This is a genomic window from Daejeonella sp. AP26, from assembly GCF_056680515.1.
Window position 1 is genome coordinate 4,541,893 of the sequence record NZ_CM155286.1, and the last position, 15,580, is coordinate 4,557,472.

12 protein-coding genes are annotated in these 15,580 nt (G+C 43.3%); 7 read left to right on the forward strand and 5 right to left on the reverse strand.

Annotation, left to right across the window (positions count from 1 at the left end):
• Nucleotides 1-13: 13 nt before the first annotated feature.
• The 3 genes from AC1MCB_RS19345 to bshA all read left to right on the forward strand — a co-directional run bounded on the left by AC1MCB_RS19345 (nt 14) and on the right by bshA (nt 4,158).
• Nucleotides 14-1,870, forward strand: a complete 1,857-nt coding sequence (locus tag AC1MCB_RS19345; protein ID WP_479966367.1) for a serine hydrolase domain-containing protein — start codon at nt 14-16, stop codon at nt 1,868-1,870.
• Nucleotides 1,871-1,896: 26 nt separating this feature from the next.
• Complete coding sequence (locus AC1MCB_RS19350) at nt 1,897-2,364, forward strand: hypothetical protein (protein WP_479966368.1); 468 nt, start codon at nt 1,897-1,899, stop codon at nt 2,362-2,364.
• 654 nt (nt 2,365-3,018) lie between these two features.
• Nucleotides 3,019-4,158: an N-acetyl-alpha-D-glucosaminyl L-malate synthase BshA gene (gene bshA, locus AC1MCB_RS19355; RefSeq protein WP_479966369.1), complete on the forward strand. Its 1,140-nt coding sequence runs from the start codon at nt 3,019-3,021 to the stop codon at nt 4,156-4,158.
• Nucleotides 4,159-4,169: 11 nt separating this feature from the next.
• Here bshA and AC1MCB_RS19360 read toward each other — a convergent pair whose 3' ends face one another.
• Together AC1MCB_RS19360 and AC1MCB_RS19365 are read right to left on the reverse strand one after the other, a co-directional pair.
• Nucleotides 4,170-5,309 carry a lactonase family protein gene (locus AC1MCB_RS19360; protein WP_479966370.1) on the reverse strand — a complete coding sequence of 380 codons (1,140 nt, stop codon included), beginning with the start codon at nt 5,307-5,309 and terminating at the stop codon, nt 4,170-4,172.
• A 76-nt stretch (nt 5,310-5,385) separates the two neighbouring features.
• The gene (locus AC1MCB_RS19365; RefSeq protein ID WP_479966371.1) at nt 5,386-7,125 is read right to left on the reverse strand and encodes a pseudouridine synthase; all 1,740 of its coding nucleotides are present in this window, start codon (nt 7,123-7,125) and stop codon (nt 5,386-5,388) included.
• Between the two features lie 214 nt (nt 7,126-7,339).
• Here AC1MCB_RS19365 and AC1MCB_RS19370 point away from each other — a divergent pair, with 214 nt between their 5' ends.
• The 3 genes from AC1MCB_RS19370 to AC1MCB_RS19380 all read left to right on the forward strand — a co-directional run bounded on the left by AC1MCB_RS19370 (nt 7,340) and on the right by AC1MCB_RS19380 (nt 12,748).
• The gene (locus AC1MCB_RS19370) at nt 7,340-8,173 is read left to right on the forward strand and encodes a lytic transglycosylase domain-containing protein (protein ID WP_479966372.1); all 834 of its coding nucleotides are present in this window, start codon (nt 7,340-7,342) and stop codon (nt 8,171-8,173) included.
• Between the two features lie 150 nt (nt 8,174-8,323).
• Entirely contained in the window at nt 8,324-11,164 is a 2,841-nt protein-coding gene (gene uvrA, locus AC1MCB_RS19375; RefSeq protein WP_479966373.1) for an excinuclease ABC subunit UvrA, read from the forward strand.
• Nucleotides 11,165-11,230: 66 nt separating this feature from the next.
• A complete protein-coding gene (locus AC1MCB_RS19380; protein ID WP_479966374.1) occupies nt 11,231-12,748 on the forward strand; it encodes an NAD(P)H-hydrate dehydratase in 1,518 nt (505 codons plus the stop codon).
• A 4-nt stretch (nt 12,749-12,752) separates the two neighbouring features.
• On the opposite strand, the gene AC1MCB_RS19385 is transcribed toward AC1MCB_RS19380, so the two are convergent.
• The 3 genes from AC1MCB_RS19385 to lipA are packed head-to-tail and all read right to left on the reverse strand — an operon-like array spanning nt 12,753 to nt 15,025.
• Nucleotides 12,753-13,574: an anti-sigma factor gene (locus AC1MCB_RS19385; protein WP_479966375.1), complete on the reverse strand. Its 822-nt coding sequence runs from the start codon at nt 13,572-13,574 to the stop codon at nt 12,753-12,755.
• 2 nt (nt 13,575-13,576) lie between these two features.
• On the reverse strand, nt 13,577-14,125 hold the full coding sequence (locus AC1MCB_RS19390) for an RNA polymerase sigma factor (RefSeq protein WP_479966376.1): 549 nt from the start codon (nt 14,123-14,125) through the stop codon (nt 13,577-13,579).
• A gap of 21 nt (nt 14,126-14,146) precedes the next feature.
• On the reverse strand, nt 14,147-15,025 hold the full coding sequence (gene lipA / locus AC1MCB_RS19395) for a lipoyl synthase (RefSeq protein WP_479966377.1): 879 nt from the start codon (nt 15,023-15,025) through the stop codon (nt 14,147-14,149).
• A 131-nt stretch (nt 15,026-15,156) separates the two neighbouring features.
• On the opposite strand from lipA, the gene AC1MCB_RS19400 reads away from it, so the two are divergent.
• On the forward strand, nt 15,157-15,579 hold the full coding sequence (locus AC1MCB_RS19400) for an OsmC family protein (RefSeq protein WP_479966378.1): 423 nt from the start codon (nt 15,157-15,159) through the stop codon (nt 15,577-15,579).
• Nucleotide 15,580 lies beyond the last annotated feature (1 nt).

The following is a 15,580-nucleotide window of genomic DNA, read 5'->3' on the forward strand; positions in this document are numbered from 1 at the left end:
GCAAATACTTAATATGCTGAAAACCATAGATCTATTTAAGAAATTCCTTCCGATTATTATTGTTCCGATCATTCAGATTACTTCACTAACCGCCTGTGCTCAACCGGCTTTGCACAAAAGCAATGAGAGCCGCCTTCAGGAAAATAAGAAAGTGGCTAAAGCTACGGTGCTCTTAAACAATGCCAGTGCGGTAATTCCACTTACTGATCTGACCAGTCTGAAGATAGCCAGTGTGAACATGGGCTCATCCTTCGCAGCCAATTTCGATAGCCTGCTTAACAAATACGATGCGGTTACCAGCTTCACTTCAACAGCCTATAACACTGATTCCCTGGACCTGAACGACCTGAGCGATGATCTTAAATTCTTCAATACCGTCATTATTCAGGTAACCGATGAATCGATGAAAGATCCGCGCACCATCGGCTTTATTTTGGATAACCAGCGTAGTAAGCAGATTATTGTTACTTTATTTGGAAACGCCAGAGCGCTCAAACTTCTTGATGCGATTGATGCACCCATAATCTGGACCGGGAAAGAAACTGCAGCCTCGGCTGAATTTGTTGCCCAGGCAATTTTTGGCGGGACCGCTGTTTCATCACGGTTAACACAGCATCTATCAGAAAAGTATGTGAAAGGTGAAGGCTTCGATACGAGGGTCACCCGGCTAAAATATTCCGTTCCGGAAGAGGCGGGTTTAAATGCATCAGATCTAAGATCTATTGATGATATAGCCGCTGAAGCGATACGCGAACGGGCAACTCCGGGGGCGGTAGTACTGGTAATTAAAAATGGTATGGTCATTTTCAATAAATCGTATGGAAAGCATACCTATGACGGGGCTCAACCTACGCTTATCACTGATATCTTTGATCTTGCATCAATCACAAAAATTTCAGCCACTACAATGGCGGTGATGAGACTGTATGAGCAGCAGAAGTTAAAACTTGACACCAATATCGGAGCCTACATTTTCAAAGCTCGCAAAACCGACAAAAAGGATATTTCGGTTCGCGAAGTAATGATGCACCAGGCAGGTTTTGTTCCTTTCATTCCGTTTTACAAGAACATCAGCCCAACAGACTACAGCCGCGATTCTTCAGCAGCTTATCCCGTAAAGGCAGCAGACCATTATTACATGCGCAGAGGATATTTTGATCAGGTGATGTGGCCGCAAATGTTAAAATCGCCTGTGGTAACCCGCGGTAAGTACGTTTACAGCGACTTGAGTATGTATTTCATGAAGGAAATTGTTGAACGACAATCCGGTCAGCCATTGCAAAGCTATGTTCAGGATGAGTTTTTTAAACCCCTGGGAATGAAAACCGCAGGCTTCAATCCGCGGAATCGTTTTGAAAAAGACCAGATAGTACCCACAGAGAATGATACCTATTTCCGCAAAACGCTGTTGCATGGATACGTACATGACCAGGGTGCGGCCATGGTCGGAGGTGTTTCGGGTCATGCAGGTTTATTTGCCAGCGCAAACGATCTGGCAATAGAATATCAGATGCTCTTGAATGGCGGCACCTACGGGGGCACACAGTATTTTAAGCCGGAGACCGTCAAAATGTTTACTTCCAAGCAATCGTCTGTCAGTCGGCGGGGGCTCGGTTTCGACCGTTACGATCCGGATACAACCAAAGAATACCCTTCTAAGCTAGCTTCACCTGAAACTTTTGGACATACAGGTTATACCGGTACCTGCGTCTGGGTTGATCCCAAATATGATATGGTATATATCTTTTTGTCAAACAGGGTTCACCCCCTGGTTACGGATAAACTATACAAGTTAAACATCAGAAGCCGTATTCAGGATGTGATCTATGAGGCAATTAATAAAGTAAAACCATCTACCGCTGCTGAATAACCCGTATATTTAAAAAAAAACATAAAATGAAAGCGCTCAAAAAATACCTTGCCATCGGCTGTACGTTGTTTGTGCTGGGAGCCTGTTCTTCCAAGATCAGTAATGAGAATATCAATAAATTGGAAGGCCGTGAGCTTTTGCTGAAAAAAACCACCGAGCTGAATGATCTTAAGCTTGACCTGGAAAAAAATCTGCTTAAGCAAACTCAGTTAACCAAAGACGTAAAAAATATTAATAAACAAGCATCTGCATCGTCTCGAGATGCCGAGGAGATTTCGAGAAAAGTGAGTCGCAATCCGGGTGACGCCAGCGTGGCTAAGGATGCCAACAGAGCTTCAAAGAGGGCAGCCAGTGACGCTAAGAGAGCTAAAAAGCTTAACGGCGAGCTTGAAGATGTAAATAACGAAATCAAAGATTTGCGCAAAGACATTGAAAAGAAGGAGCAGGAATTAAGCGAATTAAAAGCCAAGATTGAATTTGTGCCAAATAACTAATTGCTTATCCAAAATAGCCGTCCGGACTTAACTCAGAACGGCTTTTTTGTTTCCTGTTATAATGAAATAGCTTTCTTACCTTAAATCCTAAAGTTAGTTTCATAATTTGATTCAATGTGATGCGCGAAAGGCAATTTACACTTATTGCCATTTAAAACTACAAAACCCTTATCTCATTGCTTTCCTTTGACTTTGCTCGTGTCTTCTTCGTGTCTTGCCACTAATTTAGCAGCAAGACACGAAGAAGTCTTGAACCAGATCAGACCAACGTAGATGTTTGACCGGCATTTTTTTGATTCCGGGAGCAAACTGAAAACAGTTTCTCAAGTTTAACTGTAAAGAAAGTAGAAGTCAAATCGAATTTGGAATATATTGGAGATTTATGGTCTTTTTAAGCCCAGGCCGGATAGTCTAAAATATTAATTATAAACAGCCTGATTTGAGTTAATAGGGGGCGAAGGCTTTTTTGACAACATTTTTTAACCGCTATAAATTAGCTTTGATGTTTAAAATCCTTCGTTTATGTTACATTTCGTAAACACTTATGTCTGGTTAAAATGTTTACTTTGTTTGCCTGAAATGGTGATGCACCAGGGCATTTTCCGGGTGACCAATAATCAGGCGATAACATTAAATAAAAATTAGAAAATTCTAATGAAGATAGGTATTGTATGTTATCCAACCTTTGGCGGCAGCGGGGTGGTAGCTACCGAATTAGGTAAAGCTCTTGCAGATAATGGTCACCAGGTACATTTTATTACATATAGTCAGCCCGCAAGGTTAGATTTCTTCTCAGAGAACCTGTTTTATCATGAAGTCTCTGTTTCGAAATATCCCCTGTTCGATTATGCACCCTATGAACTGGCACTCGCCAGCAAACTTGTAGATGTTGCCCGGTTTGAAAAACTTGATTTGCTGCACGTTCATTACGCAATTCCACATGCTTCTGCAGCCTATATGGCCAAGCAGATCCTTGCTACCTATGGCATTCATATCCCCGTGGTGACCACCTTGCACGGTACCGATATTACGCTTGTGGGAAAAGATCCAACTTATAAGCCTGTGGTTACTTTTTCTATCAACCAGTCTGACGGTGTGACGGCGGTTTCTCAAAATCTAAAAGATGATACTTACAAGCATTTTGACATTCAGAATGAGATCCGTGTGATTCCCAACTTCATTGACCTGAACAGATTTAGCCTAAAGCCCAAAGACCATTTCAAAAAGGCTATCGCTCCTAACAACGAACGTATTATAATCCATACTTCCAACTTCCGTAAAGTTAAGCGTACGCAGGATGTGATCCGGATATTTGAGAAAGTGTTAAAAGTCGTTCCATCTAAGTTATTGATGGTTGGCGATGGACCCGACCGTGTGTATAGTGAGCAACTTTGCAGGGATCTGGGTATTTCCGAGAATGTAAGATTTTTGGGTAAGCAGGATGCAGTAGAAGAAATCCTGTCTGTATCTGATCTGTTCATCATGCCTTCGGAATCTGAAAGCTTTGGTTTGGCCGCACTGGAAGCTATGGCCTGTAAGGTTCCCATAATCACTTCTAACGCCGGAGGATTGCCAGAACTGAACGTAGAAGGTATAACTGGCTTTATGGATAATGTAGGAGACATTGATAGCATGGCTCAACATTCCATATATATATTGGAGGATGAAGCCCGGTTGACTGTATTTAAGGAAAACGCTCTTGCTCGTGCCCGCGATTTTGATCTGAGCCTTATTCTGCCGCTTTATGAAGATTTCTATAAGGAAGTTCTCGATAAGAGTCTGGTAAAAGATTAATTGGACTGGATTTAATTTTCAGGTGTAAAAACCAGGCATACCGGCGCACCCACCTTGATTCTTTTGTTGGTGTCAGTTAGTAATCCCGATTCATGGTCGCGTTTGAAAACAACTATTTCATCGCTGTTTTGATTAGCTGCCAGCAAGAAATTCCCGCTCGGATCGATGGCAAAATTACGGGGACCCGTTCCAAGTGTTGGCTGTCTGCCGGAAAGGCTCAGTTTTCCGGTTGCATCAATCACATAGATCACGATATCATTTGCGTCTCCACGGTTTGAGGCATAGAGAAATTTACCGTCAGCAGACACGTGAATATCGGCCGCACCTATGCTCCCGTTAAAGCCTTCAGCCAGCATGCTAATAGACTGTATCGGGATTAACGTCCCCTTATCATAATTGTAAACAGAAACATCAGCGGTCATTTCGTGAATAAGATATGCGATTTTTCCGTTCGGATGAAAAGTTAGGTGCCTGGGCCCGCTTCCCGGAGCGACGGCTGTAAACGGTGGTTGATGTTCTCTTAAGATGTGTGGAAAATTACCGCTGCGAATTCTGTAGGAGTAAACTTTGTCTGTACCCAGATCGCCAACGAGCAAGTATTTATTGTCAGGGGAAATAACAGTTGAATGCACATGCGGTTTTTCCTGCCTTGACTTATTGACGCTGCTTCCCTCATGCTGAATAACCTGCATCGCATCGTATAATGATCCATTTGGCTGCACCCGGAAAGCAGCAAGGTTGCCGCCGGAGTAATTTCCTACAAAAACGTTCTTGCCTTTTTTGTCAATACTGATATAGCATGGATCGTCGCCCATGGACTTTACTTTATTTAGAAACTTTAAGTCGCCGCTTTTAGAGTCGAATTGAAAGGAACTTACACCACCTGGGTTTTCGCGACCTGTTTCATTGACCGAATATACATACTTCTGATTTTTCGAAACCGCCAGAAAAGAGGGGTTAACTACTCCGGTAGCTTTATTCTTATAACTTAGTTCACCCGTTTCAGAATTGAACTCATAGACATACAAGCCCTCGCTTTTGCCTGGTTGAGTGTAGGTGCCAATGATTAGGTTGCTAACACGGGTATTCTTTTTCTGGGCTGTAACCATAAGCGGTAATAACATCACAACGAAAAGTCCGGATAATTTCATTCCACAAGATAGAGCAAAGCAACACCATCAACAAAAGTTAAATGAAAAAGGCTTCCGTTTTGAGGAAGCCTTTTTCTTATTTAATTAAATGCTTTAACTGGATAATCTCTTTTTCTTCAAGATAACGCCAGTGGCCTCTTGGAAGATCTTTTTTGGTAAGATTAGAGTAGACCACTCGGTCAAGTTTAACTACCTCATAGCCGAGGTGTTCAAAAATACGGCGAACGATGCGGTTTTTACCACTATGGATCTGGATGCCAATTTCATTCTTGCTGCCACCAGCCACGTAACTAACCAGGTCTGGCTTGATCAAACCATCTTCCAGTTCTAGTCCGAAAGATATCTTGTTTAAGTCGCCCTGAGGTACATTTCTATTAAGTTCTACCTGGTAGATCTTGGTGACGTTATTTCGTGGGTGTGATAACTTTTCCGCCAGATCGCCGTCGTTGGTCATTAGCAAAAGGCCTGTTGTGTTACGGTCAAGACGGCCAACCGGATAGATACGTTCTTTGGATGCTTTCTCCACTAGTTTCATCACCGTTTTACGTTCCTGCGGATCGTCAGTCGTGGTGATATAATCTTTAGGCTTATTCAATAGAACGTATACCATCTTCTCGCGTTTCAAGGCGACTCCGTTATAGCGCACCAGATCTTTAGCGGGATCAACTTTATGACCCAACTCAGTGACAGGCTCGCCATTTACTGAAACAACACCCGCTGCAATCAGCTCATCGGCTTTACGGCGAGAACATATGCCTGCATTAGCAATAAAACGGTTAAGGCGAATCAGTCCATCATCCTTTGCGACAGATGGTTTTTTGCTGCGGTTAACCGTTTTAAGGGTTTCTTCCGAGCTCCACTTGCGATCATCGCTACGGTAATTTTTTTCCCGGTCGTAAGGACGGTAATTATTATCGGATCCGGATGAAGGCTTCCTGTCGAAGTCTCTATCTGTTTTGTCGTAAGATCTTCTTTCGGCTTCCGGTCTTTCGTTATTGTATGGCTTACGCTCACCTGTAGGCCTGCTGCCATAAGGCTTGCGTTCTCCCTGTGGTTTGTCGCCATTGTACGGCTTGCGATCCCCTGCCGGCTTGTCGCCGTAAGGTTTACGATCGGACTGCGGTCTGTCGCTGTTGTAAGGCTTCCGGTCACCTGTAGGTCTGTCGCCATAAGGTTTACGGTCTGTTTGTGGGCGATCGCTGTTGAATGGCTTGCGTTCTGTGCGGTTATCATCGGTACGCCCGAAAGGCTTTCTTTCTCCCTGTGGGCGGTCATTATTAAATGGTTTCCGGTCTCCTTGCGGTCTGTCACCGTAAGGTTTCCTGTCTCCCTGTGGTCTGTCGCTACTGTATGGTTTTCGCTCTGAACGGCTGTCATCGGATTTTCCAAATGACTTTCTTTCACCGTAAGGTTTATCTCCGTAAGGCTTTTTATCACCCTGGGGCTTATCGCCAAATGGTCTGCGACCGAAGCGTGGTGAATTTTCACCCTGCCCCGAGCTATATGGTTTTCTTTCACCCTGTGGTTTATCACCATAAGGCTTTCTTTCTGAACGTTTGTTGTCTGAGAATGAAGAGTCTTTATTGAAGGATTTTTTTTCACCGTATGGTTTCCCGGAGTCGGAACGGTCAGTTTTGTTATAAGGGCTTTTAGGCCGGTCGGAGTCTGCTCCAAACAATTTCTTTCTGGTGGTGTTGCTTCCTTCGGGTCTGTCGGATTTACCTCGGGTACCTGACGAACTCTGATCAGTTCTGGCAGGCTTATTGAATTTGCTGGACTTGTCGTCGCGACTGTTCCGGTTGTTTTTGATTGGCATGTTTAAATTTTATTCGCTGTAAAAGAGCGGCTACAAATCTAATCAAAAATACTGGATAAAGGCCTGAAGGGGACAGTTTTTAAGGAGAGGTTTTAATCGAGAAAATTAGTACAAAACATGCGGCTCCACAAGGGGTGTTTTGTAACTATTTGATAATAAGGCTTATATTTTGTAAGTTTGCAAACTTTTTAATTTTAACCCTAAAAAGAAACTAATGATTAAGAAACACCTAATAACTTGCTCGGCAATGTTGGTAGTGTTGTTGACAGCAAAATTGTTCATCTATAGCACTCCAATCAATCACCTGGCGGTGATTAAGTATAACAAGAAGCCGCTAAAAGCGGAAGTCACCACAGACAAATACTTCAACTCATTAAGCTTTGCTGATGAAGGGATTCTTAAAGACAATAAGAACGTCAAGAAGAAAATGAAGCGGATCTTGAAGCTTCATGGGTACCAGCATCTGCGGACCAACATTCTTCATAGCAAAGCAGCCCTGTATTTTCCGACAATTGAACCGATATTAAAGCATTACGGTATTCCAGAGGATTTTAAGTACATTCCATTAGTAGAGAGTGGTCTTAAAAGTGGTACCTCTCCTAAGGGTGCATCCGGTTACTGGCAATTTATGCCTCAGACCGCCCGCGATTTCGGATTAAGGGTTGACTCTACTTTAGACGAGCGACAGACGATTTCAAAGTCGACAGTAGCAGCAGCTAAATACCTTCGGTCCTTATACCGCGAATTTGGTAGTTGGACATTAGTAGCTGCAGCATATAATATCGGCGAGGGAAGCTTGAAACGGCAGATCAGCCGTCAGAATGAAGACAATTATTTTAAGATGAAATTGAATCGGGAAACCGCTAGTTACGTGTATAAGCTGATTTCTATGAAAGAGATTATAGAGAATCCCAGACTTTACGGATACAAGGGCAAAGCCGCACGTTTGCTGGCAAAAGCCCCTGTTAAGGTTGAAAAACATTTCACTCACTTTAATCCGGTAGCAGAGAACTCATCATTCCTGGGAATGCCCTTTCAAAAAAACTGAATGCACACATACAAAGCCGGGGCTGGAGGTTACTTCAGCCTCTTTTTTGTGCCTTTTTTTTCGAGATCATCTGCTGTTGTTTGACTGTTTTAAAACATTAGCCTTGCTAAAAAATCGCATCTTTACAAAATTTTCATCCTGTATTTATATATGAGTAATCCTGTTACAGATCTAGGCGAGCAAAGTGAAGTTGAAGTTTTCGGTGCCCGGGTTCATAATCTTAAAAACATTGATGTTTCTTTCCCGAGAAATAAATTGGTTGTAATAACTGGTTTAAGCGGGAGTGGTAAGTCATCACTGGCATTTGATACTATTTATGCGGAAGGTCAGAGACGTTACATGGAAACGTTCAGTGCCTATTCCCGTCAGTTTTTAGGTGGAATGGAACGCCCGGATGTGGATAAGGTTTCCGGCCTTAGTCCTGTGATTGCGATTGAACAGAAGACTACCAGTAAGAATCCGCGCTCTACGGTCGGCACCATTACTGAGATATATGATTTTATGCGGCTATTATTTGCCCGTATTGGGGAAGCTTATTCCTATGTAACGGGTGATAAGATGGAGCGCATGTCGGAAGACCAGATATTTAACAATATTCTGGAAAAGTTTGATAATCAAGCGGTAAATATCCTGGCGCCGGTAGTAAAAGGCCGGAAGGGGCATTACCGAGAGCTTTTTGAACAAATCAGAAAACAGGGTTATCTGAAAGTGAGAGTGGATGGGGAGATAATGGACATCACCCCAAAAATGCAGCTCGACCGTTATAAGATTCATGATATTGAAATGGTTATTGACCGGCTGCTGATAACAGAAGGGGATAAGAAAAGATTATATGACTCGATTCAGTCGGCGATGAAGGTTTCCAAGGGAATCATTAAGGTCAGTGATAAAGAGAATAACGAATTTTTCTATAGTAAATTCCTGATGGATCCTGTTTCCGGGATCTCATATGATGAGCCTCAGCCTAATACATTTTCGTTCAATTCACCCTATGGGGCTTGTGATCGATGCAGTGGCCTGGGTTATATATTCGAAGTCGATCAGCATTCGGTGATTCCGAACACTAAACTTAGTATAATGCAGGGTGGCCTGGCTCCATTAGGTGAATACCGCGAAACATGGGTATTTCAAATACTTAAAGCGTTATCCAAGAAACACAATTTTTCAATGTCTGCGCCGATAGAGAAGATTCCTGCAGAGATTATTGAAATAATTTTAAACGGTTCTACAGATATTATCACTGTTCCGGTTGAGTACAATAAATGGAATGTTCAAAATTACCAGATTTCCTTTGACGGCATTATCAAGATGCTTGAAGAACAGACCGAACGGCGGGGAGATGCTGTAGGTGAGGATTTGGAGAATTACCGGATCTTAAAAACCTGTCCGACCTGCCATGGTGCCCGTTTAAAAAAGGAGTCCTTACATATTAAATTAGCTGAGAAGAATATCTTCGAGCTGGCTACAATGGATATATCAAGCTTGTCCGAATGGTTTAATGATATTGAAGCCCGTTTGAATGAGCGGCAAAATACCATTGCAAAAGAGATCTTAAAAGAAATTCGTTCACGCATTGGATTTCTGCTGGACGTAGGCTTGAATTATCTGACGCTTGACCGTACCGCCCGGACGCTTTCGGGTGGAGAAGCCCAGAGAATCCGTCTGGCTACTCAGATAGGTTCGCAGTTGGTTAATGTTTTGTATATCCTTGACGAGCCCAGCATTGGATTGCACCAGCGCGATAACGCCCGGTTGATTGGCGCTCTTAAAAATCTTCGCGATATTGGTAACACGGTTTTGGTTGTTGAACATGATAAAGATATGATTATGGAAGCCGATCATGTTATCGACATGGGACCGGCGGCTGGAGTGCATGGCGGCGAGGTAGTAGGGCAGGGTACTCCTGAGGAATTCGCGAAAGCACAGACTTTAACAAATGATTACATCAGCGGTAGACGAGAAATATCTGTTCCTAAGGAACGCCGCAAAGGAAATGGCAATTCAGTTTTTATAAAGGGAGCTTCTGGCAACAACTTGAAGAATGTTAATGTGGAGTTCCCCTTAGGAAAGTTTATCTGCGTTAGCGGAGTTTCCGGAAGCGGAAAGTCGAGCTTGATCACAGAAACACTTTACCCGATATTGAATCATCACTTTTTCAGGGCTAAAAAGAAGCCCATGCCTTTCAAAAAGATTGATGGGTTGGAGCACATCGATAAAGTGATTGAGATTGATCAAACGCCGATTGGACGTACACCCAGGTCAAATCCCTCAACATATACCGGCGTGTTTTCGGATATAAGGAATTTGTTCGTTATGCTTCCTGAGGCAAGGATCAGGGGTTATAAGCCGGGTCGCTTTTCGTTCAACGTTAAAGGCGGACGCTGCGAGACTTGTCAGGGCGCAGGCATGAAGCTGATCGAGATGAACTTTTTGCCAGATGTTCAGGTACCTTGTGAAGAATGTGGTGGCAGGCGCTACAATCGTGAAACCCTTGAGGTTCGTTATCGTGGAAAGTCCATCAGTGATGTGCTGGATATGAGCATTGAAGAAGCGGTTCCTTTCTTTGAGGCTATTCCTGCTATTTACCGTAAGATTAAAACGCTGGCTGATGTGGGCTTGGGTTATATCAAGCTTGGCCAATCATCCACTACACTCTCCGGAGGCGAAGCACAACGTGTAAAACTAGCTACAGAACTATCTAAAAAAGATACCGGAAACACCTTCTATATCCTGGATGAACCAACCACAGGCCTCCATTTTGAAGATATCAGTGTGCTGCTGGGAGTATTAAACCGTCTGGTTGAACATGGCAATACTATACTGGTGATTGAACATAACCTCGACGTGATCAAGGTTGCGGATTGGGTGATTGATATGGGCCCGGAAGGTGGGGCAGGAGGAGGAGAAATCTTGTTTTCGGGAACACCTGAAGGTTTGACCAAGTGTAAGAAAAGTCACACCGGACTCTTTTTAGCGCGGGAGATGAATTAAGTTAGACAGAACTTACCGTGAAATAACGACTACTGTAGACATTGGAAAATGCTCTATCTTAGTAATATGCTCAACCTTTTAACCTCCGAACAAACCCGTTCTGCCGATTCCTACACCATAAGCAATCGTCAGATATCTTCTGCCGATCTGATGGAAAAGGCTTCCCGTGCTTTTATCAGGATCTTTAAAGAGAATTACGCTGATCTTGATGTTAAAATCGGCGTCTACTGCGGTACGGGTAACAATGGTGGTGATGGTTTAGCAATTGCCAGGTTATTAAAGGAGCAAGGCTATGACAGGCTTTCAGCAAAGATTATACGGTTTAGTGAGCACGCCACTGATGATTTTACGGTCAACCTACGGCGACTTACTTTAACCGGCATACCTGTAACCGAGATTCATATTGCTGAGGATTTGCCGCCAAACGAGGATGCAAGTATTCTGATTGACGCAATACTCGGTTCAGGGCTAAGCAGGCCGCTGGACGGAGAATATAAAAAGCTTGTTCAGCAGCTCAATCAGTTAAATAAAATCATCGTCTCGGTGGATGTTCCTACTGGGTTCCCATCTGAGGGATTAATAGATCAGCTATCAACTATCGTAAAGGCCGACCTGGTTATTTCATTTCAACGACCTAAGATCAACTTCTTTTTTCCCGAGTCTGCCGCGTTTATTAAACGTTTCCGGTTTGTTGAGATCGGTTTAGATGAGAGCTACATTCAATCTCAGCCGGGAGGCTGGAAACTGCTTGAGGCTGATGATATCCGTAATATTATCAAACCTCGACCTGCTTTTAGTCATAAAGGAACTTTCGGCCATGCATTAGTTGTGGCTGGGCATACAGAGACGATGGGAGCTGCCTTGCTTTGCGGAGACGCTTGTGTGCACACAGGTGCTGGACTTACCACTCTGTGTATTCCACAAAATGGGCTGACTGCATTAAACACAGCGTTACCGGAAGCAATGGCGCTGATACGCCAACCATCAAAAGAATTACATTTATTAATTGACTTCGGGAAATACCAGTCTGTTGCCGTTGGACCCGGACTAGGAAGGGGTGAAACTCAGGATGAGCTTCTTAAATATATCCTGACTAATATTCACTCGCCACTGGTTTTAGATGCTGATGCTCTAAACATCCTTTCTGCTCATCCGGACTGGATGAGGATGCTGCCTTCTAACACTATCTTAACACCACACGTAAAAGAATTTGACCGGTTGTTCGGAGATAATTCCAGCTGGTGGGAACGCATTTTAACAGCAAGAAAGGCGGCGGAACAATTTAATGTGATCATACTTCTAAAAAATCAGTATTCCTTTATTATTCTGCCTGACGGCAATGTGATAGTAAATCCCACAGGGAATCCCGCAATGGCGGTTGGAGGCATGGGTGATGTTCTTACCGGAATGATCGTGTCACTGCTGGCTCAGGGATATAAACCAGAGGAAGCCACTTTAGCCGCTTGTTATCTGCATGGCAAAGCCGGTAACCAGTTAAAAGAGAAATTCGGGATGCATAGTATACCGCCGAGGTATCTGATAAGAAAGCTGCCTGAAGTAATTAATGGGTGTTCTTCGGTCTAAAAAGTCAAATAGATCCCATAACCATCAGTTGTTCCATGGTTGGTGATTCGCTTCCGCCGCGTGGTTCAAGCGTTACCGCAAAAGCTTGAGGACTATCTATGGCTTTCATTCTTTTCATACCATCATCATCAGCCTGCATGTCAAATACACCCAGATCCACCGGCTTACCGTCAACCATCGCCCAAAGCTGATATTGATGTTCGGTGTCATTGGCTGGCATTTTCATGGCTGCCATATCAATCATCACTTCTTTTTTCTGAGGGTTGAAAGCAACCATCATACTGGCTTGAGGAGCCTGTTTTGTTCCCTCGAGTTTAATCAGTTTGTATTGAGGATTTCTTAAAACGCCAAGAGCCAGCTCTCTGTCTGACAGTTGCTCATTCATGAAGTTAACCCTGTTGGAAAATTGTTGATTGCTTTCCTGTAACGCTATTAACTGGCTTCTTGAATCCTGGAGATCGGAGTAAAGCACAATTAAAGCAGCACAACTTAATATCAGCAAGGCAACACTGGCCGCAAAAGCATATTTGAAAAAATAAATTTGCCTCACGGGTATGTTACTGTCACCAGCCTGGCCTGATGTTTCGGTTTGACGGTTATCGTATAGTAAACTACCTAACACTTTTTCGCGCAAGGCTGGGGATAATTCAATGGAATAGCTCTTTGCATAGTGTTCGAGGCTCTTTTCTATTTCAGCTAATTCAACTTGAAGTTCAGGATGCTTCGAAACCATAGCTTCTACTTCCAACCTTTCTGAATCGGTTAGATCGCCGGCCGCGTAAAGCTCCAGTATTCCGCTTTCAATATATGCTCTAATCTCTTCCACTGCTACTTAAAAAATTTCCTCAAAGTGATGATGGCCATTCTCATTCGTGTTTTTACAGTCCCTAAAGGAATTCCAAGTTCTTCGGAAGCTTCAACATGGGTATAACCTCTAAAGTAAACTAAATCTAGAACACTCTTTTGTTCAGGCTTCAACAATTTTACGAGTTCTTTTACGCCTATAAGATCCGGGTTGATCTCCGTGCTCCTTTGCTCATCGATCACATTTACGGTATTTTCGATGTCCTGGTTTTTAGAGTTGTTCCTGAAATCCTTGGAGCGAATTTTATCGATAGAAAGATTACGTGCAAGGTTAACCATCCAGGTAAATAAGCGCCCTTTGGCAGGATCGTATAATGGGAATGAATTCCAGATCTTTACAAAGGTATCCTGAAGCAAGTCTTGTGCAATTTCTTCATGCTGCACAATACGGTAAATAACACCATATAACGAGCCTGAATACATGTCATATAACGCTTCAGCACCAATTTTATCCTTCTGCCTGATAGCCTGGACAAGATCATTTTCAGAAAGAGTCTTTTTAGCTTTAATCAAGGCGCAGGTTTTATCAAAATCTTAAAGTTCGAACAGGTGTTTTTCAGCGTGGTAAGACGACCTTACCAGGGGACCGCTTTCTACGTATCTGAAACCCATTTCTAACCCAATTTGTTTGTACCGGGCAAATTGTTCAGGAGTTATCCAGTCAATAACCGGATGATGGGTACGACTAGGCTGTAAATATTGCCCCAGCGTAAGAATGTGTACGCCAGCTTTCAACAGGTCTTCCATCGCCTCAAGTACGTCTTCTTCGGTTTCGCTTAGTCCCAGCATAATACCTGACTTGGTGCGCAGGCCTGTTTCAGCAATACGACGAAGACACTCAAGGCTTCGGTCATATTTCGCTTGTATTCTAACTTCCTTTGTTAAGCGTCGTACAGTTTCCAAATTGTGTGATACTACTTCAGGTCGAACGGCAAGTACCCTGTCGAGGTTTTCCCAGATCCCTTTAAAGTCAGGTATCAAAGTTTCTAAAGTGGTTTGGGGACTCTCCCGGCGAATAGCATTGATTGTTTCAGCCCAGATAATCGATCCGCCGTCCTTCAAATCGTCGCGGTCAACGGAAGTGATCACACAATGCTTAACCTGCATCAATTTCACCGAATTAGCTACACGGTTAGGCTCATCCAGATCAACAGCTAAGGGCCTGCCTGTAGCTACCGCGCAGAAAGAACAAGAACGCGTGCAGATGTTACCAAGAATCATGAAGGTAGCCGTACCGGCACCCCAGCACTCACCCATATTGGGGCAGTTCCCGCTTTCGCAGATCGTATGGAGCTTATGGGTATCAACCAGGCTTCTAACATGTGCATATTCTTTTCCAACGGGAAGTTTAACCCGAAGCCAGTTAGGCTTACGCTGCATTTGGTTGACAGGAATAACCGGTAAATCGATCATACTGCAAAAGTAATTATTTTAAGGAAGATATCAGATGCATCTTCCCACTAGTACAATTTTGACACTTCGATGTATTTGCCATTAATTCTTAGTTTTGTACCGTTATACTAAATTCAAAGACACAACATCCAATGGCAACTATTGAAACCACGTACATCGGCGATCTGCGCACTGAGGCTACTCATGTTAACTCCGGAAATAAATTGATAACAGATGCGCCGATAGATAATAAAGGTAAAGGCGAGGCTTTTTCTCCATCTGATTTATTGGCAACAGCTTTGGGCAGCTGTATGCTCACAATAATGGGGATGGCAGCTCGCGAACAGAACGTAAATATGGATGGCACAACCTGTTCAATAACCAAAATAATGGCTTCTGATCCACGCAGGGTTAGCGAAACTCAAATCAGCCTTAATCTGCCAGCAGGCGATTACCCCGATAAAGTAAAGACTATTTTAAAAAGAGCAGCACTAACCTGCCCGGTTGCGAAGAGTTTACATCCCGATTTATTACAAAATGTTGTTTTTAAATTCGGCGGGGTATCAGAACAATAGT

Coding starts and splice junctions, on each gene's coding strand:
- AC1MCB_RS19345 (WP_479966367.1), top strand. CDS start 14: ATGCTGAAAACCATAGATCTATTTAAGAAATTCCTTCCGATTATTATT.
- AC1MCB_RS19350 (WP_479966368.1), top strand. CDS start 1,897: ATGAAAGCGCTCAAAAAATACCTTGCCATCGGCTGTACGTTGTTTGTG.
- bshA (WP_479966369.1), top strand. CDS start 3,019: ATGAAGATAGGTATTGTATGTTATCCAACCTTTGGCGGCAGCGGGGTG.
- AC1MCB_RS19360 (WP_479966370.1), bottom strand. CDS start 5,309: ATGAAATTATCCGGACTTTTCGTTGTGATGTTATTACCGCTTATGGTT.
- AC1MCB_RS19365 (WP_479966371.1), bottom strand. CDS start 7,125: ATGCCAATCAAAAACAACCGGAACAGTCGCGACGACAAGTCCAGCAAA.
- AC1MCB_RS19370 (WP_479966372.1), top strand. CDS start 7,340: ATGATTAAGAAACACCTAATAACTTGCTCGGCAATGTTGGTAGTGTTG.
- uvrA (WP_479966373.1), top strand. CDS start 8,324: ATGAGTAATCCTGTTACAGATCTAGGCGAGCAAAGTGAAGTTGAAGTT.
- AC1MCB_RS19380 (WP_479966374.1), top strand. CDS start 11,231: ATGCTCAACCTTTTAACCTCCGAACAAACCCGTTCTGCCGATTCCTAC.
- lipA (WP_479966377.1), bottom strand. CDS start 15,025: ATGATCGATTTACCGGTTATTCCTGTCAACCAAATGCAGCGTAAGCCT.
- AC1MCB_RS19400 (WP_479966378.1), top strand. CDS start 15,157: ATGGCAACTATTGAAACCACGTACATCGGCGATCTGCGCACTGAGGCT.